Genomic DNA, 20,415 nt, shown 5'->3' with positions numbered 1-20,415 from the left:
CACCCCAGACATCGTCAAATCACTGACCATTATTCGGCCAACAGCTCCCAGAACGGCACTTTCTTCAGCTCACAGCCGATATTCGCGCTGGTGAGACAATAAAGTTTTGCGGTCACCGCCCGTCCAGCCCGGCTGGACCAGCGCCGGGAGCAGGTGCCAGACGCCACAGCGCAGCCCTGCCCGGTCGACTTAGGACTCAATGAAAGTGACAACCTGATGAAAATCAAAGCGATGAAGTGGCTCACAACCGCTCCTGTTGCCCTCGCCCTTGCGGTTTCCCTCGCGGCGTGCGGCGGCGGCTCTTCCCAGCCGAGCGGCACCCCCACCGACGCCCTGAAGGGCAGCGACCAGCAGACGCTGGACAAGTACACCACTGCGGACGTTACCCCGATCGACAAGATCGACAAGACCAAGCTCGGCCTCATCACCGAGGGCACACTGCGCGTCGGCACACTCTCCGATGCCCCGCCCAACATCTTCATTGATCCTTCCGGCAAGTTCACCGGCTACGACAACGAACTGCTGCGCGCCATCGGCGACAAGCTGGGCCTGAAGGTTGAGTTCGCCTCCACCGATTTCTCGGCCCTGCTGTCCCAGGTGGCCAACAAGCAGTTCGACGTCGGATCATCCTCGATTTCCACCACGGACAAGCGCCGTGAGACGGTCGGCTTCACCAACGGCTACGACTTCGGCTACATGGCTGTCGTCACCAAGGACGGCTCCAAGGTCAACGGCTTCGCCGACCTCAAGGACGGCGTGCGCATCGGCGTGGTACAGGGCACCGTGCAGGACGACTACGTCACGAACACCCTGGGCCTCGAGCCGGTACGGTTCCCGGATTACAACACCGTTTACGCCAACGTAAAGTCCGGCCAGGTCGACGCCTGGGTTGCCCCTTCACAGCAGGCCACCGGACAGGTCAAGGACGGCGACAACACCAAGATCGCCGAGAAGGTGGTCAACACCCAGAACTTCACCGCATACGCAGTGAACAAGGACAACAAGCCACTGATTGACGCCCTCAACGCAGGCCTCGACGCCGTCATTGCTGACGGCACCTGGACCAAGCTCACGGCCCAGTGGTACACCGACCGCCCCACGGCCGCCGAGCAGACCCCGCAGGGCTGGAAGCCGGGCAGCAAAGCCGTCCAGGTTCCCGCGAAGTAGCCCGGGCGTTCCATGGACATCCTCAAACTACTCTCCGATACCTTCCTTGACTGGAATGCCATCGGCGCCGTCCTGCCCAAAATGTTCGCCGTCGGGCTTCCGAATACGCTCGTTTTGGCCGTCTCGTCCGGCGTCATCGGAACAGTGCTTGGCATGCTGCTTGCCCTGATGGGGATTTCCCGGAACGCCGGGGCCCGCTGGGTCGCGCGAATCTACACGGACGTGCTCCGCGGGTTGCCGCCGATCCTCACCATCCTGGTGATCGGGCTGGGGTTCGGGCCGATCGTCCGGCAAATGACGGGCTCCACCAGCCCGTACCCGATGGCAATCGCCGCGCTGTCCCTGATGTCCGCCGCCTACATCGGCGAGATCTTCCGCTCAGGCATCCAGAGCGTGGACAAGGGCCAGCTCGAAGCTACCCGGGCCCTGGGGTTCGGCTACGGTCCGGCCATGCGCCTGGTGGTCGTGCCCCAGGGCGTCCGGCGGGTGCTTCCCGCGCTGGTCAACCAGTTCATCGCCCTGATCAAGGAATCCTCCTTGGTCTTCATGCTCGGGCTGCTGGCCAGCGAACGGGAGATCTTCCAGATCGGCAAGGACGCGGCGTCAACCAGCGGCAACCTCTCGCCTTACGTGGCGGCTGCAGCGTTCTACCTGGTGCTAACCGTTCCATTGACACACTTCGTGAACTGGATCGACCGGCGCCTCCGCACCGGCAGGCCGGAAAAGAAAGAACCGGATGACGCAGCAGCTGTCGTCGGGAAGGGAGCCCAGGCATGAGCGAGTTCACGTCCGGAACACTGAGCGCGAAGAACATCCACCTTTCCTTCGGAAGCAACCACGTGCTGCGGGGCATCGACCTGCACGTTCCCCAGGGCACCACGGCCTCCGTCATTGGCCCCTCCGGGTCGGGCAAGTCCACCCTGTTGCGGGTCATGAACCGGCTGATCGAGCCGGACCAGGGCGACATCCTGCTGGACGGCCGTTCGGTCCTGAAGGACAACCCGGATGAACTCCGGCGCCGGATCGGCATGGTCTTCCAGCAGTTCAACCTGTTCCCGCATAAGACGGTGGCGGAGAACGTCTCCCTCGCCTTGCGGAAACTGCGCAAGCTCTCCAAGGAGCAAGCGCAGGCCGAAGCCCTGGAACAGTTGGACCTTGTGGGGTTGAAGCACAAGGCTGATGCCCGCCCCGCCAACCTTTCGGGCGGCCAGCAGCAGCGCGTCGCCATCGCCCGCGCGCTGGCCATGAAGCCGGAGGTGATGTTCTTCGACGAAGCGACGTCCGCTCTTGACCCTGAGCTGGTCAAAGGCGTGCTGGCGCTGATGGCGGACCTCGCCAAGGGCGGCATGACCATGGTGGTTGTCACCCACGAGATGGGTTTCTCCCGGAATGTCTCCGACGCCGTGACGTTCATGGACGCCGGCGTGGTGGTGGAGTCCGGGCCGCCCGAGCAGCTCTTTACCGAGCCCAGGACAGACCGGCTTAAGGGCTTCCTCGCCGACGTCCTCTAGGCCGATAGGCAGGCACCGACCGAAAATCCCCGCCTCCTGGACTTTTCCCCCTTGCACGCAGGGGGGATTTGTCCGGGAGGCGGGGACTTTTCGTTTACGGCACGACGGCGGTCTCAGCCTTGGGCGGCAGCGGCGGCCTTGGCAGCGGCCGGAAGGGCGTCGTAGATCCGGTTCATGGCGTCGTCGTCGTGCGCGGCCGAGAGGAACCAGGCCTCGAACACCGACGGCGGCAGGTAGACCCCGGATTCCAGCATGGAGTGGAAGAACGGCGCGTAGCGGAACGCCTCCTGCGCCTGGGCGTCGGCATAGTTGTGCACGCCGTGGGCGGATGTTCCGAACGCCACCGAGAACAGATTCCCCGCGAACTGGATGGAGTGGTCCACCCCGGCGGCATCCAGGGCGGTGGAAACGGCGGAGGACAGTTCCAGCGAGCGGACGTCGATGAAGGAGTAGACATCCCGCGTGGCGTGGGTCAGGGTGGCTACGCCGGCTGCCATCGCCACCGGGTTTCCGGACAGCGTCCCGGCCTGATACACCGGGCCGGTTGGTGCGAGGTAGTCCATGACGTCGGCACGGCCGCCCAGGGCCGCCGTCGGCATTCCGCCGCCGATGACCTTGCCGAAGGTGAGCAGGTCCGGCGTCCAGGGCTGTTCGGCGTCGGGGGCGCCGCCGGTGAGGCCCCAGTAGCCGGAATAGCCGGTGCGGAAGCCGGTCAGGACCTCATCGACGATGAGGAGCGCGCCGTGCTCGCGGGTGATCCGCGACAGGCCCAGGTTGAAGCCCTCGCCCGGGGTGTGACCACGCCCATGTTGGCCGGCGCCGCCTCGGTAATGACGGCGGCGATGTTCTGTCCGTGCGCGGCGAATGCTTCCTCGACGGCCTGGAGGTCGTTGTAGGGCAGCACCAGGGTTTCGGCGGCGGTCGCTTCCGTGACGCCGGCGGACCCGGGCAGTGCGAGGGTTGCCACGCCGGAGCCAGCAGCGGCCAGAAGCCCATCGAGGTGGCCGTGGTAGCAGCCGGCGAATTTGATGATGAGGTTGCGGCCGGTGAAGCCGCGGGCCAGCCGGACCGCCGTCATGGTGGCTTCGGTGCCGGTGGACACCATCCGCAGGCGTTCGACGGCGGGCACGCGCTCCTTCACGATTTCGGCCAGGTTTGCCTCGTCCGGGGTGGACGCGCCGAAGGACAGGCCGCGATCGACGGCGGCGTGGACGGCATCCAGCACGGCCGGGTGGGCGTGGCCCAGCAAGGCCGGCCCCCAGGAGCAGACCAGGTCCACGTATTCCTTGCCGTCGGCATCGGTCAGGTAGGGGCCCTTGGCAGAGACCATGAACCGCGGTGTGCCGCCCACGGAGCCGAAGGCGCGGACCGGCGAGTTGACGCCGCCGGGCATCAGCTGGCGGGCGCGGTCGAAGAGTGCCTCGTTGCGAGGATTGCTGGAAGTCATGTTTCCTATTCTCTCAGTTAGCCGGCGAGCAGCTCGGCCACCCGGGGCGCCACCGCCGTACCCATCAATTCGATCGAGCGCATCATGGCCGAATGCGGCAATGGCCCGTTGCTGTATTTCAGGTCGAAGCGGTCCACGCCCAGGTTCCGCTTCAGCCGGACGATCTTTTGCGCCACCGTTTCCGGTGAGCCGACGTAGAGGGCGCCTTCGGCCGAACAGAGGGCATCGAACTCGCCCCGGCCGGCCGGTCCCCAGCCGCGCTCGGCACCGAGCTTGTTGCGCAGCTTCAACCAGTGCGGGAACAGCTCTTCCCGGGCCTGCTCATCGGTATCGGCCACATGGCCGGGCGAGTGCGTGGCCATCTGCTGCATCGGGTGGCCGTACTTGGCCATCGCCTCGCGGTAGAGGTCTGCGAGGGGCCGGAAGCCGCGCGGCTGGCCGCCGATGATGGCGAAGATGATGGGATAACCGTACTGGGCGCACCGGAGGACGGATTCAGGGGTGCCGCCCACGCCGATCCAGGTGGGCAGGAGGTGGTTTTCCAGCGGTGGGTAGACGCTCAGGCCGGCGAGGGCCGGACGGGTGCGGCCCTCCCAGTGCACTGGTTTCTGTGCGCGGACCTTGTCGAAAAGCTCGAGTTTCTCTTCGAAGAGGACCTCATAGTCGGCCAGGTCGAGGCCGAACAACGGGAAAGACTCAACGAACGAGCCGCGCCCGAGCATCACTTCGGCCCGGCCGTTGGAGATGGCGTCCACCGTGGAAAAGCGCTGGAAGACACGGATGGGGTCATCCGAGCTCAGGACCGTTACGGCGGAGCCCAGCCGGATGCGGGTGGTGCGTGCCGCCGCCGCCGCGAGGAAGACTTCGGGCGCGGACACGGCGTAGTCCTTGCGGTGGTGCTCCCCCACGCCAAAGGCGTGGAGCCCGACGGCGTCCGCCAGCTCTGCCTGTTCCAAGAGTTGGCGCAGTACCCGGGCATGCGGCTGCGGGCTGCCGTCCGGAGCCTCGCCAACGTCGCCGAAGGTGTTCAGGCCGAGGAGGATGCGCTCATCCCCCACCGGCGCGGTGGGTCCGGCTGCCTGCGCGTCCGTCACCGGGATTCCTTGAGCCAGCCGGCCAGTTCGGCGGCCCAGTAGGTCAGGACCATGTGGGCGCCGGCCCGGCGGATGCCGAGCACGGACTCCGTGATGGCTGCGCGGCGGTCGATCCAGCCGTTGGCGGCGGCGGCCTCGATCATCGCGTATTCGCCGGAAATCTGGTAGGCGGACACGGGCACGGGGCTCATCGCGGCAACGTCGGCCACGATGTCCAGGTAGCTCATGGCGGGTTTGACCATGATGATGTCCGCGCCCTCGGCCAGGTCCAGTTCCACTTCGCGGATGGCTTCGGTGCGGTTGCCGGCATCCATCTGGTAGGTCCGCCGGTCTCCCTTGAGCTGCGAGTCCACGGCTTCCCGGAACGGTCCGTAGAACGCGGATGCGTACTTGGCGGCGTAGGCGATCACCGAGGTGTTCAGGTGGCCCGCCTCGTCCAGGGCTGCGCGGATGGCGGCGATCTGGCCGTCCATCATGCCGGAGGGGCCCAGCATGTGGGCGCCGGCGTCGGCCTGCGCCACAGCCATCCGGGCGTAGATTTCCACGGTGCGGTCGTTGTCCACGTACCCGTCGGCGTCGAGCACTCCACAGTGGCCGTGGTCGGTGAACTCGTCCAGGCAGACGTCGCTCATGATCACCAGGTCGTCGCCCACTTCGGCGCGGACGTCCCTGATGGCTTTGTTCAGCACGCCGTCCGGGTCAAGTGATGCCGAGCCTTCGGCGTCGCGGGTTTCGGGGATGCCGAAGAGCATGATGCCGCCCAGGCCGAGTTCCACGGCTTCCGCGGCGGCCCGCTTCAGGGTGTCGGTGGTGTGCTGGACCACGCCCGGCATGGACGTAATGGGGTTTGGTTCGGTGAGGCCTTCCCGGATGAAGGCCGGGAGGATGAGTTCGGCCGGCGCCAGGCGGGTTTCGGCGGTCAAGCGGCGCATGGCGGGGGTGGTGCGCAGGCGGCGGGGGCGTTGGTTGGGGAAAGTCATGGGTCCTGTCCTTCGCGTAGTTCTTGAAGCTTTATGGAACGGGAGGCGTGCGGCCCGTCAGGGCGGGTTGAGGGCCTTCGCGACGGCGGCAACCAGCCCTGACGGCGTCGGCTCTTCCGCCACCGCAGCAACGTCCAGGCCGAGGGCCCTGGCCTGGTCCGCCGTCGAACGGCCGATAGCCACCAGCCTGCAGCCGGCCAGCGGGCCGAGGTCGGAGATCCGGCGCACGGCGCTCGGCGAGGCGGCGATCACGGCCGCTATGCGCCCAGCGAAGATATCCTCCGCGGCGGCTTCCGGCGTCAGGAGGGAATACGACGGCGGTTGCGGGCCGGCGTCGCCGTCTTCCGCCTGCACGGCGAGCCTGCGCTCCGCTGCCGCCGGATAATCCACGGTGCGGTAGGCAGTGACCGTTGTGACCTCGCCCCCTGACGCCCGCAGTCCCTCTGCAAGGTTGGCAGCGGCGATGTCGGCCTGCGGCAACAGGATCCTGCCGCCTCCCGGCCATGCGTCGAGCAAGCCGGCCGCGGACTGCTCGCCGTCCGGGGCCAGGGCCACCGTCAGGCCCCTGGACTCCAGGAGTCTGCGCGTCGCCGGTCCGATGGCTGCGATGCCCGTCCCGGCGGGGATCAGCCGGTCCAGGCCGAGACCCCGTTCTGCGGCTTTTTCCAGCAGGACGTGCACGGTGGTGGCACTGCTGACCACGAGCCAGTCAAAGGCGCCGGCCGCCAGGGCATCGCAGGCGACGTCCAGCGCGTGCTGGTCCGGTGCCCGTTCGAAGTCGATCAGCGGCAGCAGCACCGTTGTGGCGCCGGCCCGTTCGAGGGCGTCCACCAGGGCGGCGGACCGCTCCGGGCTCCGGGTGACCAGGACCCTGGCACCGGCCAGCGGCTTGCCGCCGGACTGTTGACCGCTCTGCGGCTTGTCCGGTCCGGAGCTGGGCGAAGGCTGCGTCATCGCCAGGTCAGGACGCCTGCAGGTCTGCGATGTCGGCGGCTCCGGCGGCGAGGAGGACTTCCGCCAGTTCAATGCCCAGGAGGGTGGCGCCCACTTCCGTCAGCCCGTCTGTGGCGCGCTTGTCCCGGACGGTGGCCGTGCCGTCCACGGCGCATACCACCGCTTCCAGGTGGAGCATGCTGCCCTTCCGGTAGGCGTAGGCCCCCACCGGGGCGGCACAGCCCGCTTCGAGCCGTGCCAGCAGGGCCCGTTCGGCGGTGACCGCCAGGCGGGTGTCCGGGTCATCCAAGGCTGCAAGCGCCTGGGCCAGCACCTCGCGGGAACCGTCGGTCGAACCCGGTTTTGGCGGGGCATCGGCCGTGCGGCACTCGATGGCCAATGATCCCTGCCCGGCTGCGGGCAGCATCACGTCCGTTTCAAGGTATTCGCTGACGGTGTCCAGCCTGCCGATGCGCTCCAGTCCGGCGGCGGCGAGGACCACCGCGTCCAGGTCGCAGGATTTCCCGGGCACCACCTGGTCAGTGGAGTTGCCGGGCAGGCCGGGAACGCGGCCCAGGCGGGTGTCCACGTTACCGCGGATATCGATAATGTCCAGGTCGGGCCGGGCAGCACGCAGCTGCGCCGCACGCCGGGGCGAACCGGTGCCCACCCGGGCTCCGGCGGGCAGGTCCGCCAGCTTGAATCCATTGCGGGCGCACAGGACGTCCCGCACATCCACCCGTCGTGGCGTCGCGGCCAGGCTCAGCCCCACGGCAGCACCGGTGGGCAGGTCCTTGAGCGAGTGGACGGCAACGTCGCACTCATCGCGCAGCAGGGCATCACGCAGGGCTGCGACGAAGACGCCGGTGCCGCCCATTTGCGACAACGACCCGGTGAGGACGTCGCCGTCGGTCCTGATGTGCACCAGTTCCACGGGGAAGCCCCCGACGGCGGCCAACTGGTCCGCGGTCTGCTGTGTCTGGGTCAGGGCGAGCTTGCTGGCCCGGGTGCCGATCCGGACAGTCACTGCTGCGCCGTTTCCCCGGCCGTCCCGGCGGGATAGGGATCGTGCCCGGTCCCTACGGTGGTGTCCACAGCGGCGATGGTCGGCTTTTCACCGCGGAAGTTGGCGCAGCACCCGGGCCGGCAGATGTCGTACCACGGACCAAGGTCCGTCACGGCCGGGCGGTCGCTGATGTTGTTCGCCACGGTCCGTTCGCAGATAAGGTCCACCAGTCCTTCGACGAACTTGCGGTGCGTACCGGGTGTGGGGACACGGGTGGCCGTCAGGCCGAGGTTGGCGCAGGTTTCCATGGCTTCGGTGTCCAGGTCCCATACGACTTCCATATGGTCGCTGACGAAGCCCAGCGGAACGATAACGATTCCCTTGACGCCCTGGCCCGCCAGTTCCTCGATGGCGTCATTGATGTCCGGCTCCAGCCACGGAACATGCGGGGCGCCGGAGCGGGACTGGTACACCAGGGACCACGGAGCGGCAAGGCCGGATTCCGCCTTGACCCGGCCCATGACGGCCGCGGCGTTGGCGAGGTGCTGGGCCACGTACGCTGAGCCTTCCTCGAACTCGCGCGGCTCGCCCTCGGAACGGCCGGCAGCCTCGGCGTCGCGGGTGGGAATGGAGTGGGTGGCGAACAGGACATGGACGGGAGCCTCGGGGTTGCCTGCGGCAGCCAGTTTGTCCAGCACCTCTGCCAGGCCGGCGGAGGTACCCTCCACGAACGGCTCCACGAAACCGGGGTGGTCGAAGTACTGGCGTACTTTGTCCACCTCCAGCCGGCCGTCCAGGCCGGTCTCGGTCAAGGCCATGCCGATATCCTCGCGGTACTGGCGGCAGCTGGAGTAACAGGAGTAGGCACTCGTGGTGAGCATCAGCACCCGGCGGTGGCCGGCGTCGTACGCCTCCTGGAGTGTCTGCGGAATGTACGGTGCCCAGTTGCGGTTGCCCCACAGCACAGGAAGCTCGATGCCGCGGGCAGCCAACTCGGCCTCCAGGGCTGCCTTGAGCTCGCGGTTCTGCTGGTTGATGGGGCTGGTGCCGCCGTTGGCGCGGTAGTGGTGCGAGACCTCCTCAAGCCGCTCATCCGGAATTCCGCGGCCGCGGGTCACGTTGCGGAGGAACGGAATGACGTCCTCCTGGCCTTCCGGTCCGCCGAACGAGGCGAGCAGGACGGCGTCGTAATTCTTCGGCGCCATGCGTCCGGCTTCCGTGACGGGGTTGACCGCTGCCTGCGGATCCACCAGGCTCATGCGAGGACCTCGGCCACTTCGTCGGCGGTGATCCGGCGGCCGGTGTAGAAGGGCACTTCCTCACGGACGTGGTTGCGTGCCTCGGTGGCGCGCAGGTGCCGCATCAGGTCCACGAGGTCCACGAGTTCCGGCGCTTCCAGCCCAAGGATCCATTCCCAGTCCCCCAGCGCGAACGCGGAAACCGTGTTGGAGATGACCTGCGGGAAGTCACGGCCCAGCAGGCCGTGGTCGCGGAGCATCTTGCCGCGCTCGGCGTCAGGCAGGATGTACCACTCGTAGGACCGGACGAACGGGTAAACGCACAGCCATTCAGCCGGAGCGACGCCGCGCGAGTAGGCGGGCGTGTGGTTCTTGGCGAACTCGGCTTCACGGTGGACGCCCATGGCGGACCAGACGATTTCGGTGCCGGAAAAGAGGGTGCTGCGGCGGATGTCCCGGATCGCCTGCTGCAGCGCTTCAGGCTTAGGGCCGTGGAGCCACACCATCACGTCGGCGTCGGCGCGCATGGCGGAGACGTCGTAGCTGCCCCGGTGCGTCACCCCCGCCTCGGCGAGCCGCTCCAGCAGGGCTTCGAAGTCGGCGGCAGCATCTGCGCTGCGGACCGCGGACGCCGACCGCTTGAAGACCGTCCAGAGGGTGAAGAACTGCTCGGCTGATTCCTCGGTTTTAGTGACAGATTCGGCAGAAGTGTGGCTCATGGTTACCAGTTTGCCCCTTCACCGCCGCCAAGTGGAAACCGGAGAGTTCTACAACTCGTAGAAGTGAGTAATGTCACACTTTCCGGCACCGTCGGTTGCGGTTTCCGGCCTTTACAACCGGCGCATGCGCAGGAACACCAGACCGGCGGCGGCCCCCAAGCCCACCAGTCCAACACCCAGCCACACCATGGCATCGGGAACGCCGGGCAGCGCCTCAATGGAAGAAACGGGGCGGCCGGGACTTGCCGGTACTCCGGCAGCCTGCGCGGTACGGTTTGCCAGCGAGGGCTGGGCGCCTGCCTGCAGGGACGCTCCCGTCTGCTGGGCGCTTGACGGAGCCGGACCCCCGGCTGCTTCCGGCCCGGCAGCAGCCGGGGCGGCGCCTTCGGGGTTTGCGGCAGCGCCGCCGCCGGCCGTCCCCGGCGTACCTGCTGCAGCGCTGGACCCGGTGCCGGCAGCTGTGCCAGCATCGATGGCGCTCGAAGCCGGAGGGACCGCCGCGGGAGCAGCGGCCGAGGCCGATGAGGACGGCGCCATACCGGGGCCGGGCGCCGTGCCGGCTCCCGAGGCCGTGCCGGCTCCCGAGGCCGTGGCGGGTGCGGAGGGTGTGGTGGGGGCGGGCCGGGCGGATGATGGCGGAGACGACGGCGACGGAGCAGGAGTCGTCGGGGTGGCGGTCCGCACCTGCGCCAGCGGGGTCCCGGAGGCGGTGGGGAGCGGAAGGTCGGGAAGCAGCGCGGACAGTGAGGCTCCCGCTGCGATGGATGCGGACGCGGTTGTTCCGGCGCCCAGCGACATTTGTGCCGTGGGATCCTGGGGCGGGGCTGCGTCATCGGCCAAGGACGCCTGGACGCCGGTGGAAAGAACCAGTACCACTCCGACGGCCGCTGCAGCGGTACCTCGCCGGAGTCCCCCATGGATACCGGTCCGGGACATTGAAAGCTCGGACCTTTGTTGAACCATAGTCATCGACCCTAACCAGAACGCTTGCCCGATTGAAAACCGGGAACGGCCCGGCAGAGGCTTCCGAATGGAGCCGGCAACGCGCCCCGCCGCGCTGACCAGCAGCGATGTTTCAGGCGCCGGTCAATTGGCCAATTTGTTCCCGGGTGTCGGCAACGACGGCAGCCAGGCCGTTCCCGGCCACCCAGCCGCCGACGACGGCCAGGCCGCCGGCTGCCGTGCACGCCTGCCGGATGGCTGCGGCCCGGGCGCGGTGTCCGACCGCCGCGAAGGGCAGGGAGCCGCGCCACCGGACCACGTCCCAGTCCCGGATGTCACCGGCCGTGATGGGGACGCTCAGCAGTGCTGATGCGTCCCGCAGCGCCGCCGCGAAGAGCTCGTCGTCGGAGTCGGGACCGCCCGCCTCTGCAGAGGCGCCATCCACCCGTCCGTAGGACAGCCGCACCACATGGCGGCCGGGGCCGGCAGCAGCGGCGAGCCAGTCCCATTTGCCGGTGGCATGGGTGAGCGCCTTCGCCTCGATGCCGGGGGTTTGCGGGGCCACCAGGATCCCGGTTCCGCGTGGCCGCCGGTCCAGGGCCGGCTTGTCCAGCACCAAGGTGACAAGCTTAACGTCCGGCCCCGAGGCCGGCTGCTTTCCCGCGATCGCAGGCACCGCTGCTTCAAGGAGTCCGACGGCGGCCGGACCGTCGACGGCCACGACCAGCAGGTCGCCGGTAAAGGTTGCGCCGGCGGCGTCGATGCGCCAGCCCTCGGGAGTGCGGCTGACGGCCGTCGCGGCCGTGCCCGCCAGAAGGGTCACTCCCCGACGCCGGAGATCGGCCACCAAGGCATCCACCAGGGTGTGCATGCCCCCTTCGAGGCCGGCGACGGCGGAACCTGCTTTGGCGGGTTGTCCCGGGTTCGCAGCTTGGCCCGGATTTGCCGGGTCCGCAGCGCCCGCGGGCCGTCGCTGCGCTGCTACCGCGGCAGCGAGGGAACCGTGTTTCCGCAGCCCGGCACGGAGGCCCGGCGCCACCATGTCGACGTCGAGCAGCCCGGGGTCCGCGGAGTGGACACCACCTACCACGGGCGAAACCAGGCGTTCGAGCACCCGCGCACCCATCCGCGCCCGGACGAGGGCAGCGACGCTGGTCACGCCGGCACCGGCGCCCACCGATGCCGGCAGGAGCCGGTCCAGGGAGGCTCGCAGCGAGCCCAGGGTGCCGAGTGTGCGCCGGACTTCCGGATCCCAGGGATTGGCCGGGATGCCCAGGACACCGGTCTTGGGCAATTCGCGGGGCCCGTCGGGAAGCTGGACCCAAGCACCACCCGGACGTGGGGGAACGATTCGTCCGCCAAGGCCCAGTTCGGCGGAAAGGCGGGCTACGGCGTCGGACCTGGTGGCGAAGGACTCGGCGCCGCTGTCCAGCGTAAGGCCGGCTACGGTGTGGCTGCCCACGCAGCCTCCCCAGGAGTCACCAGCCTCAAGGACGGTCACGTCATGGCCGGCTGTGGCCAGTTCCCGGGCGGACAGGAGGCCGGAAATGCCGCCGCCAACCACCAGCGCGGCGCCGGCCTTCGCCGGAGAACTACCCATGGTTTAGGCCGGCGGGATGGAGTGGATCAGCTCCACCACACGGGTCAGGACGGCAGGATCGGTTTCGGGGGGCACGCCGTGTCCGAGGTTCAGGACATGGCCGGGGGCGGCAGAACCGGCCGCGATGACCTCCCGGACATGGGCTTCGAGGATGCTCCATGGTGCTGACAGCAGCGCGGGGTCGATGTTCCCCTGCAGCGGAACGGTACCGCCCAGCCGGCGGTTCGCCTCATCAAGCGGCAGCCGGTAGTCCACCCCCACCACGTCCACGCCAACATCGCGCATGGCAACCAGGAGTTCGGACGTGCCGGTGCCGAAGTGGATGAGCGGCGCACCGAGGTGGCGGACATGGTCCAGGGCACGGGCCGACGCCGGTGCAACGTATTTGGTGTAATCGGCCAGTCCCAGCGAGCCCGCCCAGGAGTCGAAGAGCTGGGCCGCGGAGGCGCCCGCCTCAAGCTGCGCCTGGAGGAACATCCCGGAAGCGTCGGCGGCCCAGTTGGCCAGCGCGGTCCAGGTCTCGGGGTCCGCATGCATCATGGTGCGCGGGCCAAGGTGGTCGCGCGATGGCTTCCCCTCCACCATGTAGGCGGCCAGGGTGAACGGGGCGCCGGCAAAACCGATAAGGGGCGTCTTGCCCAGTTCCGCCACCGTCAGGCGGACGGCCTCGCGGATGGGCTCCAGTGCTTCCCAGGTCAGCTGGGGCAGGGCGGCAACGTCGGCGGCCGTGCGCACGGGCTTGTCCAGGACGGGCCCCACCCCTGGCACGATGTCGACGCCGACGCCGGCCAGCTTCAGCGGAATCACGATGTCGGAGAAGAAGATGCCGGCGTCAACGTCGTGGCGGCGTACGGGCTGGAGCGTGATCTCCGAGGCCAGCTCAGGCCGGAGGCAGGAGTCCAGCATGGCGATGCCCTCGCGGACCTTGAGGTATTCCGGCAACGACCGGCCCGCCTGCCGCATGAACCAGACGGGACGGCGGGAGGGTTTGCCCCCGCGGTAGGCCGTGATCAGCGGTGAGTCCGCTGTGCGGCCGTCCATCAGTGGATGGTCTGCGGCGAGGGCGCCGGCAGCGGAGACGGCAGGGCTAGGAGTCATGCTTTTGATTGTGCCCAAAAAGAGCCCCAAAAGATAACGACAACCTGTCGCTTTCAGCCGCCGGCAGCGGGAAGTGGCCCGGATCACCACACAGTGTGGCGACTATCCTTTGCGGCGGTTGTTCTACCGGGCAACGAAAAAGCTATGATTGGTCTGCTGTGGTTCTTTTCTCATTGGTGGCTACACACGCCGACATCGACCTCGAAACCGTCGCTCAGTTGAGCAACGGTTCCTCAGGGATTGCCGCGTCCACCCTCGTCGAATCCCCCGCCGTGGCCGGCGCGGTGGTCCTGGCCACCTGCAATCGCTTCGAAATCTATGGTGAAGCGGCCAACGCGGCCGACGTCGAGGCCGCCCGCTCGGCACTCGTATCCCGGATCAGCGAGGCCAGCGGCCTCGCCGAACCGCTGGTGTCGCGTTCGTTCAGCACCCGCACCGGCCCCGAAGTAACCCAGCACCTGTTCGCCGTGAGCGCCGGGCTGGACTCCGCCGTCGTCGGTGAACGCGAAATTGCCGGGCAGGTCCGGCGCGCCCTGATCACTGCCCAGCACGACGGTACTGCCAGCGCCGGACTGGTCCGGCTCTTCCAGGCCGCGTCGAAGACAGCCAAGGACGTCGGCGCCCAGACCGCCTTGGGTTCCCGCGGCCTCTCCATCGTCTCCGTGGCGTTGGACCTTGCCACCGACCTTTCCGAAAGCCCCGACTGGTCCGCCAAGAAGGTGGTCGTTTTTGGAACCGGCGCATACGCGGGCGCCACCATGGCCCTCCTCCGCGAACGCGGCTGCTCGGACATCAGCGTCTACTCGTCCTCCGGGCGTGCCGAAGGTTTCGTGGCAACACGCGGCGGCAGGGCCCTGGACGTGGAATCCCTGCGCCCGGCAGTTGCTGCCGCTGACGTCATGATTGGCTGCAGCGGTTCGGACACCCGGGTTGAAGCCGATGAACTGGCCCAGGTCCGCGCGGATTCCCCGCAACCCCTGATCGCCATCGACCTCGCCCTCACCCACGACTTCGACCCGGCGGTCGGCGAACTGGACGGCGTCGAACTGCTCACCCTGGAGTCGGTGCGCCTCGCGGCCCCGCAGGAGCAGGCCGAGTCGCTGACCCAGGCAAGTGGCATCGTCAACGGCGCCGCCAAGGCGTTTGAGCAGGAGCGTGAGGCCCGTTCGGTGGATTCCGCCATTGTTGCCCTGCGCCGCCACACCATGAACGTGCTGGACGCGGAGATGGAAAAGGTCCGTGCCCGGCACGGCTGCACCGCTGCCGCCGAAGAAGTCGAGTTCGCGCTCCGCCGGATGGTCAAGCAGCTGCTGCACGTCCCCACCGTCCGGGCCCGCGAGCTCGCCGCCAACGGCCAGCAGGATGACTACGTGGCCGCCCTGGAGGCGCTCTACGGCATCACGGTCGAACAGCCCGCCCCTGCGCCGGCAGCCGTCGAAGCCGAATGCCCGGTGGACCACGCCGGCCGCGAAACCGCCTGACAACCCCCGCGGCAACGCCCGCTCACTTCCTGCCCCTTTTGAGGCAACGCCCGCTCACTTCCTTCAAGCGAGTGAGCGGGCGTTCTTCAAATGGCTGTCAAAAGTGAGCGGGCGTTCCGGTCAGTAGACGGGCTTTTCGGGTTCCACGTCGCGCACCCACGCCAGGATGCCGCCCTCGAGGTGGCTGACCCGCTGGTAGCCTGCCTGGCGCGCCGCCGCGAGCACGTTGGCTGAGCGCGTCCCGGCCTTGCAGTGGAACACAATGTCCCGGTCCTGCGGGAGTTCTCTCCATGCCTCCCCCGCCAGGATCCGTCCCTGCGGAATGAGTTTTGCTCCGTCGATCCGGACGATGTCGTACTCGCCGGCTTCCCGCACATCAACCAGTTCGAAGTCCTTGAGCCCCGCCTTCCGCGACGCCAGCATGGTGGCCAGCTGGGTTGCGGTGATGGTGTGTTCCGTGTCTGCCGTCGGCGCCGGGGCGACCCCGCAGAACGCCTCGTAGTCCGTGAGTTCGGTGATGGGCTCCGCCGCGGGGTCCTTGGAGACCCGGATCTCCCGCCAGCTGCCGCCCAGGGCGTCGAACAGGGCCACGCGGCCCAGCAGGGAACGTCCGACGCCGGTAATCAGCTTCACTGCCTCTGTCACCATGAGCGAGCCCACGGCGGCGCACAGCATGCCAAAGACGCCACCCTCGCCGCACGAAGGCACGGAACCGGCCGGAGGGGCCTCGGGGTAGAGGTCGCGGTAGGTCGGGCCGTGCTTCTCCCAAAAAACGCTCACCTGGCCGTCGAAACGGAAAATTGAGCCCCACACGTACGGCTTGCCCAGGATGGCGGCTGCATCGTTCACCAGGTACCTGGTGGCAAAATTGTCCGCGCCGTCGAGGATGAGGTCGTACTCCGCGAACAGCTCCAGCGCGTTGCCCGAATCCAGGCGTACGTTGTGGAGCCGGACGTCCACCAGCGGGTTGAGTGCGGCGATGGTATCGCGCGCCGACTCGATCTTGGGCCTTCCCACGTCCCCCACGCCATGGATTACCTGGCGCTGCAGGTTGCTTAGGTCCACCACGTCGTCGTCAATGATGCCCAGCGTACCCACCCCTGCGGCGGCAAGGTACAGCAGCGCGGGCGAACCTAGCCCGCCGGCGCCGATGACCAGGACTTTGGCGTTCTTGAGCCGCCGCTGCCCCAGTGCGCCGATCTCGGGGATGATCAGGTGCCGGGAGTACCGTTCCACCTCGGCGGGCGTCAGGGCGGCAGCTGGTTCCACCAATGGATCCAGGGAATGGGTTGAAACATTTGCGGTGAACGTCGAAGCCATACTTCAATGTATGCCCCGGGATACCGCCGGGTCATATTACCCCGCAGTAAAGTGGATGTAACTGCAATGGAAAGAAGGACAACTGTGGTCCCTGAAGCACGGGCTGACCGCCCGCCCGCGGCCGAACCGCAAACTCCCTCCCGCCCCGCAGGCCAACGGTCCGCCCGGCTGCCCCGGGACGAGCGCCGCGCGCAGTTGCTTGCCGCCGCCCAGGAAGTATTCGTTGCCAATGGCTACCACGGGGCCGCGATGGACGAAATTGCAGAGACTGCCCATGTGAGCAAGCCCGTGCTGTACCAGCACTTCCCATCCAAGCGTGAGCTGTACCTGGCCCTGCTGGAAAGCCACCTGACGTCACTGACCGAGCTGATGCTCGGCGCCTTGAACTCCACCACTGACAACGACGAGCGCGTGCAGGCCGTCATGCGCGCCTACTTCCACTTCATCGCCAACGACGACCAGGCGCACCGCCTGGTGTTCGAATCGGACCTGATCAACGATCCCGATGTCAGCTCCAGGCTGGAGACGTTCAACCGGACCTTCGCCGACGCCATCGCCCGGGTCATTGCCGAGGACACCAAGCTCCCCCACTTGGAGGCGGAACTCCTGGGCCGCGGCCTGGCCGGGATGGCGCAGGTCAGCGCCCGGTATTGGCTGGAAACGGACGGCAACCTGGACCTCAACGTGGCCAGCGACCTCATCTACCGTTTAGCTTGGCGCGGAATCTCTCGCTTCCCCAAAGAGTCCTAGACTACAAATAAGACATCATCGACGAACTTCAAAGGCTGGGAGGCCCCCTTGGAAATTAAGATCGGCGTTCAAAACGTTGGCCGCGAAATCGTGCTGGAATCAGACCAGGATTCCGAAACGCTGGCCAAGACTGTTGGCGAGGCCATCAACGGAGGCACCCAGCTGCGCCTGAAAGATGACAAGGGACGCCTGATCATTGTTCCCGGCAACGCACTGGCTTATGTGGAAATCGGTGCCGAAGAGGTTCGCCGCGTAGGTTTCGGCCAGTTCTAGGCCGCTCCCCCGTTCCAAGGAGATCCATGCTTTCGCTGACCATCGTGGTGCTGGCCACGCTCGCCGCCGGTTTCATCGTCTGGGCCAATGACAAACGCCATGCCAGGTACGGTGCGGGTCTTCCCGCCGGTATCGCCGTTGGTGTTGCCGCGCTGGCGTGGATCATCCTTATGACGGCCGGTTTCGGCTACCTGCCGGGGCTGACGTGGCTTCCCTGGGTCCTGCCCATCGCCCTCGGCACTGCCGCGGCCATCGCCGCCGTCGTCTACCTGGGCCGCACCCGTGCGCGCCATGACACCGAGCGGCTGAACGCGGTGCTGCGGAGCTGAACGGCTCCTGCCTGCTGACAGCTGTGGCCACCACCCGGGCGGGTGGTGGCCACAGGTCTTTAAGGGCCTAGAGGAACTCTGCCCGGCCCTCCATCGCCGAAGACGCCAGGGCATGTTCCCGGCGCGGAATGCGTCCGGCAGCCCTCGCCATCCTGCCCGCGATCACGGCGTGCTTGAACGCTTCGCCCATGAGGGACGGGTTCTGCGCCCGGGTCACGGCAGTGGCCAGCAGCACGGCGTCGCACCCCAGTTCCATGGCCAGGGCGGCGTCGGAGGCCGTGCCGATGCCGGCATCCAGGACCACCGGCACCGACGCCCGGGACACGATGAGCTCGATGTTGTGCGGGTTCAGGATCCCCAGTCCGGTGCCGATCGGTGCACCGAGGGGCATCACGGCGGTGGCGCCAAGGTTCTCCAGCCGCAGCGCAAGCACGGGATCGTCGTTGGTGTAGGCAAAGACCTTGAAGCCGCGGTTGACCAGCTGCTCCGTGGCGTCCACGAGTTCCACGGCGTCCGGCAGCAGCGTCTGTTCGTCGGCGATGACTTCCAGCTTCACCCAGTCGGTTTCGAGGGCTTCCCGGGCCAGTTCCGCGGTGAGGACCGCGTCCCGGGCGGTGAAGCAGCCGGCGGTGTTAGGCAGGACCTTGATGCCGTTGTCCACCAGCAGCTGGAACAGCGAGCCGGTTTCCGCCGTGGAGTACCGCCGCATGGCCACCGTGGTCAGTGCGGTGCCGGAGGCCAGGAGTGCCGCGCCCAGGCCGTCCAGGCTGGGCGCACCACCGGTGCCCATGATGAGCCGTGATCCCAGGGCGACGCCGTCGATCACCAGTGAGTCATCGGCGTCGGCCTTGCTTGCGGTGTTGATGGTGCCGGTTTCGGTCATGGTGTCAGCCTCCCTGTACTGCTGTGACGAGTTCGATGTCGTCGCCGTCGGCGAGCGCGGTGCCGAACCATTGGCTGCGCGGCACCACCTGGGCGTTGTGCGCGACGGCGACACCCAGTTTCCTGCCGTCCGCCGCCTGGCCATTGGGAGCCAGCGGCCGCCCGGTCACCTGGCTGACGAGCGTGGTGATAGAGGCGCCGTCTGCCACCGTATGCGGGTTTCCGTTGAGGGTGATATTCACGCTGTCTCCTTCATGTGGGGGCTTGGGGCGGCAGCCGCCGGCCTGGAAAAACGGTCCGGGCTGAACGGCGCCCAGCGGGGATCGGCGGCGCCGTCGAGCAACGCCGTGCAGATGGCCGCGGCAGCGGGGGTGAGCAGCACCCCGTGCCGGAAGAACCCGGTGGCGATGATGAGCCCCGGGACGTGCCCGTCCCCGGGATCGCGGGATCCCGGGGACACCGCCACCCGGCCCAGCAAGGGTGCATTGTCGGGGGTCCCGGGCCGGGCCCGTGCGGTGCACTCCAGGAGTTCGAGTTCGGCGACGGCGGGAACCAGCGCCTGGGCGTCCCGGAGCAGCTGGTACACGCTGCCCGCGCTCACGGCGTCGGAGAGCGCGTCCTCCCGCTGGGAGGCTCCAATGACCACTGTGCCGTCCTGCCGGGGGACGATGTACACCGGGATCCCGTGGACAAGCCCGCGCACCGTGGCGGTCACCAGGGGGCGCAGGTGCTGCGGCACGGAAAGGCGCAGGATGTCGCCGTGCACTGGCCGCAGCGGCAGTTCAAGGCCATCGGGCAGGCCGTCAAGGGATCCTGCGTGCAGGCCGTTGGCCACCACCGTTTCCCCCGCAACCACAGTGCCGCCACCGGCAAGGCGCACCCCAGCCACCGCCCCGCCCTCCCACAGCAGCCCGGCCGCGCGTTCCGGTACGGCATACCCGTCACCGGCACCGGCAACCGCCAGTTCCGGGGTTGCGCGCGCCGCTCCGGCGAGGGCCAGGCGCAGGGACGCTATCAGGCGCCTCGGGTCCACCTGGTGGTCGGCCGGGGTGTCCAGCGCGCACGAGATCGCGGGACTCAGCAGTGGTTCGCGGCCGCGGGCTTCGCGCACGGTCAGCGGTTCGACTTCAAGGCCGTTGGCCTGCTGGACGGCACGCAGGTCCATCAATGCCCTCCGGTCTGCGGCGTCGATGCCCACGGCGAGAGGTCGGCGTCGTCAGGTATCCGGTCCCGGCACCGGCCGCGGTGGCGACGCCGGCGGCGAACCCCGGCCAACGCGATGATGCCTCGGTCATGAGGTCCAGGAGGTCCTCTTCCTGGTAATGCAGCTCGCTGACGGGGGCCAGCATGCCGGCAGCGGCCCAGCTGGCGCCGGCGCCGGGCGCGTCATCGATGAGCACGACGGACCGCCCGGACCGCTGGATTTCCCAGGCGATTCCGTGTCCCACCACTCCCGCGCCGATGACGGCGACGTCGGCCCGGATGGCATCGCCGGCGGACCCGGCGAGGGCGTTGCTCGCGGTAGGCATGGTGTGGTTCCTTCCCTACGCCGGTATTAGCCGGATCAGGTCAAGCGGTCGGCTCTGACGCCCTCTCAGCCCGGTGCTTTGTGACAGCTGCCGCGGGCTCCCGCAGTACCACCCCA

At 68.0% G+C, this 20,415-nt stretch carries 20 protein-coding genes, 2 pseudogenes and 1 riboswitch; of the genes and pseudogenes, 7 read left to right on the top strand and 15 right to left on the bottom strand.

The window, feature by feature from the left end:
- Nucleotides 1-29 precede the first annotated feature (29 nt).
- Complete coding sequence (locus tag QF050_RS10915; protein ID WP_308932230.1) at nt 30-245, bottom strand: hypothetical protein; 216 nt, start codon at nt 243-245, stop codon at nt 30-32.
- On the opposite strand from QF050_RS10915, the gene QF050_RS10910 reads away from it, so the two are divergent.
- From QF050_RS10910 to QF050_RS10900, 3 genes are read left to right on the top strand one after another with little or no spacing between them, the layout of a single operon-like run.
- The gene (locus QF050_RS10910) at nt 217-1,167 is read left to right on the top strand and encodes an ABC transporter substrate-binding protein (RefSeq protein ID WP_308930446.1); all 951 of its coding nucleotides are present in this window, start codon (nt 217-219) and stop codon (nt 1,165-1,167) included. The two genes, QF050_RS10915 and QF050_RS10910, sit on opposite strands and share 29 nt — an antisense overlap.
- A 12-nt stretch (nt 1,168-1,179) precedes the next feature.
- On the top strand, nt 1,180-1,944 hold the full coding sequence (locus tag QF050_RS10905) for an amino acid ABC transporter permease (protein WP_308930445.1): 765 nt from the start codon (nt 1,180-1,182) through the stop codon (nt 1,942-1,944).
- The gene (locus tag QF050_RS10900; RefSeq protein ID WP_308930444.1) at nt 1,941-2,678 is read left to right on the top strand and encodes an amino acid ABC transporter ATP-binding protein; all 738 of its coding nucleotides are present in this window, start codon (nt 1,941-1,943) and stop codon (nt 2,676-2,678) included. Before QF050_RS10905 ends, QF050_RS10900 begins: the two co-directional genes overlap by 4 nt.
- Nucleotides 2,679-2,791: 113 nt before the next feature.
- On the opposite strand, the pseudogene hemL reads toward QF050_RS10900, so the two are convergent.
- From hemL to hemE, 10 genes and pseudogenes are all read right to left on the bottom strand, one after another.
- Nucleotides 2,792-4,125, bottom strand: a pseudogene (gene hemL / locus QF050_RS10895) (glutamate-1-semialdehyde 2,1-aminomutase).
- 17 nt (nt 4,126-4,142) lie between these two features.
- Nucleotides 4,143-5,219 (bottom strand): LLM class flavin-dependent oxidoreductase, encoded by a 1,077-nt coding sequence (locus tag QF050_RS10890; RefSeq protein WP_308930443.1) that lies wholly within the window; start codon nt 5,217-5,219, stop codon nt 4,143-4,145.
- The gene (hemB, locus tag QF050_RS10885) at nt 5,216-6,199 is read right to left on the bottom strand and encodes a porphobilinogen synthase (protein ID WP_308930442.1); all 984 of its coding nucleotides are present in this window, start codon (nt 6,197-6,199) and stop codon (nt 5,216-5,218) included. Before hemB ends, QF050_RS10890 begins: the two co-directional genes overlap by 4 nt.
- A gap of 57 nt (nt 6,200-6,256) precedes the next feature.
- Nucleotides 6,257-7,153: a uroporphyrinogen-III synthase gene (locus QF050_RS10880; RefSeq protein WP_308930441.1), complete on the bottom strand. Its 897-nt coding sequence runs from the start codon at nt 7,151-7,153 to the stop codon at nt 6,257-6,259.
- A 7-nt stretch (nt 7,154-7,160) separates the two neighbouring features.
- Nucleotides 7,161-8,159, bottom strand: a complete 999-nt coding sequence (gene hemC / locus QF050_RS10875) for a hydroxymethylbilane synthase (protein ID WP_308930440.1) — start codon at nt 8,157-8,159, stop codon at nt 7,161-7,163.
- Complete coding sequence (locus QF050_RS10870; protein WP_308930439.1) at nt 8,156-9,397, bottom strand: ferrochelatase; 1,242 nt, start codon at nt 9,395-9,397, stop codon at nt 8,156-8,158. The genes hemC and QF050_RS10870 overlap by 4 nt, the downstream gene beginning before the upstream one ends.
- Nucleotides 9,394-10,095 carry a hydrogen peroxide-dependent heme synthase gene (gene hemQ / locus QF050_RS10865; protein ID WP_308930438.1) on the bottom strand — a complete coding sequence of 234 codons (702 nt, stop codon included), beginning with the start codon at nt 10,093-10,095 and terminating at the stop codon, nt 9,394-9,396. The genes QF050_RS10870 and hemQ overlap by 4 nt, the downstream gene beginning before the upstream one ends.
- Nucleotides 10,096-10,206: 111 nt before the next feature.
- Nucleotides 10,207-11,031 (bottom strand): hypothetical protein, encoded by an 825-nt coding sequence (locus QF050_RS10860; protein ID WP_308930437.1) that lies wholly within the window; start codon nt 11,029-11,031, stop codon nt 10,207-10,209.
- 139 nt (nt 11,032-11,170) lie between these two features.
- Nucleotides 11,171-12,637, bottom strand: coding sequence for a protoporphyrinogen oxidase (gene hemG / locus QF050_RS10855; protein WP_308930436.1), 1,467 nt, complete (start codon nt 12,635-12,637; stop codon nt 11,171-11,173).
- A 3-nt stretch (nt 12,638-12,640) separates the two neighbouring features.
- Nucleotides 12,641-13,735, bottom strand: a complete 1,095-nt coding sequence (hemE, locus tag QF050_RS10850; protein ID WP_308930435.1) for a uroporphyrinogen decarboxylase — start codon at nt 13,733-13,735, stop codon at nt 12,641-12,643.
- Nucleotides 13,736-13,893: 158 nt separating this feature from the next.
- Between hemE and QF050_RS10845 the strand changes: the two genes are divergently transcribed.
- The gene (locus tag QF050_RS10845; protein ID WP_308930434.1) at nt 13,894-15,216 is read left to right on the top strand and encodes a glutamyl-tRNA reductase; all 1,323 of its coding nucleotides are present in this window, start codon (nt 13,894-13,896) and stop codon (nt 15,214-15,216) included.
- Nucleotides 15,217-15,336: 120 nt separating this feature from the next.
- Here the strand turns inward: QF050_RS10845 and moeB are convergent, their stop codons facing one another.
- Nucleotides 15,337-16,536: a molybdopterin-synthase adenylyltransferase MoeB gene (gene moeB / locus QF050_RS10840; protein ID WP_308930433.1), complete on the bottom strand. Its 1,200-nt coding sequence runs from the start codon at nt 16,534-16,536 to the stop codon at nt 15,337-15,339.
- Between the two features lie 84 nt (nt 16,537-16,620).
- Here moeB and QF050_RS10835 point away from each other — a divergent pair, with 84 nt between their 5' ends.
- The 3 genes from QF050_RS10835 to QF050_RS10825 are packed head-to-tail and all read left to right on the top strand — an operon-like array spanning nt 16,621 to nt 17,888.
- Nucleotides 16,621-17,286, top strand: a complete 666-nt coding sequence (locus tag QF050_RS10835) for a TetR/AcrR family transcriptional regulator (protein ID WP_018760283.1) — start codon at nt 16,621-16,623, stop codon at nt 17,284-17,286.
- A 48-nt stretch (nt 17,287-17,334) separates the two neighbouring features.
- Complete coding sequence (locus QF050_RS10830; RefSeq protein ID WP_308930432.1) at nt 17,335-17,559, top strand: DUF3107 domain-containing protein; 225 nt, start codon at nt 17,335-17,337, stop codon at nt 17,557-17,559.
- A 26-nt stretch (nt 17,560-17,585) separates the two neighbouring features.
- Entirely contained in the window at nt 17,586-17,888 is a 303-nt protein-coding gene (locus QF050_RS10825) for a hypothetical protein (RefSeq protein WP_308930431.1), read from the top strand.
- A gap of 67 nt (nt 17,889-17,955) precedes the next feature.
- Here the strand turns inward: QF050_RS10825 and QF050_RS10820 are convergent, their stop codons facing one another.
- The 3 genes and pseudogenes from QF050_RS10820 to thiO form a co-directional block, all read right to left on the bottom strand.
- Nucleotides 17,956-18,771, bottom strand: coding sequence for a thiazole synthase (locus tag QF050_RS10820; RefSeq protein ID WP_308930430.1), 816 nt, complete (start codon nt 18,769-18,771; stop codon nt 17,956-17,958).
- Nucleotides 18,772-18,775: 4 nt separating this feature from the next.
- Nucleotides 18,776-19,012: a sulfur carrier protein ThiS gene (thiS, locus tag QF050_RS10815; RefSeq protein ID WP_308930429.1), complete on the bottom strand. Its 237-nt coding sequence runs from the start codon at nt 19,010-19,012 to the stop codon at nt 18,776-18,778.
- Nucleotides 19,009-20,299 (bottom strand): annotated as a pseudogene (gene thiO, locus QF050_RS10810) (glycine oxidase ThiO). The gene thiS and the pseudogene thiO overlap by 4 nt, the downstream one beginning before the upstream one ends.
- Nucleotides 20,294-20,413: riboswitch (TPP riboswitch) on the bottom strand. (Overlaps the previous pseudogene by 6 nt.)
- Nucleotides 20,414-20,415: the final 2 nt, after the last annotated feature.

It is taken from the genome of Arthrobacter sp. SLBN-112 (assembly GCF_030944625.1).
Lineage (GTDB): Bacteria > Actinomycetota > Actinomycetes > Actinomycetales > Micrococcaceae > Arthrobacter.
Note: the sequence above shows the minus strand (reverse complement) of the source record. Positions and strands in the feature narration are given on the sequence as shown.

Coding starts and splice junctions, on each gene's coding strand:
- QF050_RS10910 (WP_308930446.1), top strand. CDS start 217: ATGAAAATCAAAGCGATGAAGTGGCTCACAACCGCTCCTGTTGCCCTC.
- QF050_RS10905 (WP_308930445.1), top strand. CDS start 1,180: ATGGACATCCTCAAACTACTCTCCGATACCTTCCTTGACTGGAATGCC.
- QF050_RS10900 (WP_308930444.1), top strand. CDS start 1,941: ATGAGCGAGTTCACGTCCGGAACACTGAGCGCGAAGAACATCCACCTT.
- hemB (WP_308930442.1), bottom strand. CDS start 6,199: ATGACTTTCCCCAACCAACGCCCCCGCCGCCTGCGCACCACCCCCGCC.
- QF050_RS10880 (WP_308930441.1), bottom strand. CDS start 7,153: ATGACGCAGCCTTCGCCCAGCTCCGGACCGGACAAGCCGCAGAGCGGT.
- QF050_RS10870 (WP_308930439.1), bottom strand. CDS start 9,397: ATGAGCCTGGTGGATCCGCAGGCAGCGGTCAACCCCGTCACGGAAGCC.
- hemQ (WP_308930438.1), bottom strand. CDS start 10,095: ATGAGCCACACTTCTGCCGAATCTGTCACTAAAACCGAGGAATCAGCC.
- QF050_RS10860 (WP_308930437.1), bottom strand. CDS start 11,031: ATGTCCCGGACCGGTATCCATGGGGGACTCCGGCGAGGTACCGCTGCA.
- hemG (WP_308930436.1), bottom strand. CDS start 12,637: ATGGGTAGTTCTCCGGCGAAGGCCGGCGCCGCGCTGGTGGTTGGCGGC.
- hemE (WP_308930435.1), bottom strand. CDS start 13,735: ATGACTCCTAGCCCTGCCGTCTCCGCTGCCGGCGCCCTCGCCGCAGAC.
- moeB (WP_308930433.1), bottom strand. CDS start 16,536: ATGGCTTCGACGTTCACCGCAAATGTTTCAACCCATTCCCTGGATCCA.
- QF050_RS10825 (WP_308930431.1), top strand. CDS start 17,586: ATGCTTTCGCTGACCATCGTGGTGCTGGCCACGCTCGCCGCCGGTTTC.
- QF050_RS10820 (WP_308930430.1), bottom strand. CDS start 18,771: ATGACCGAAACCGGCACCATCAACACCGCAAGCAAGGCCGACGCCGAT.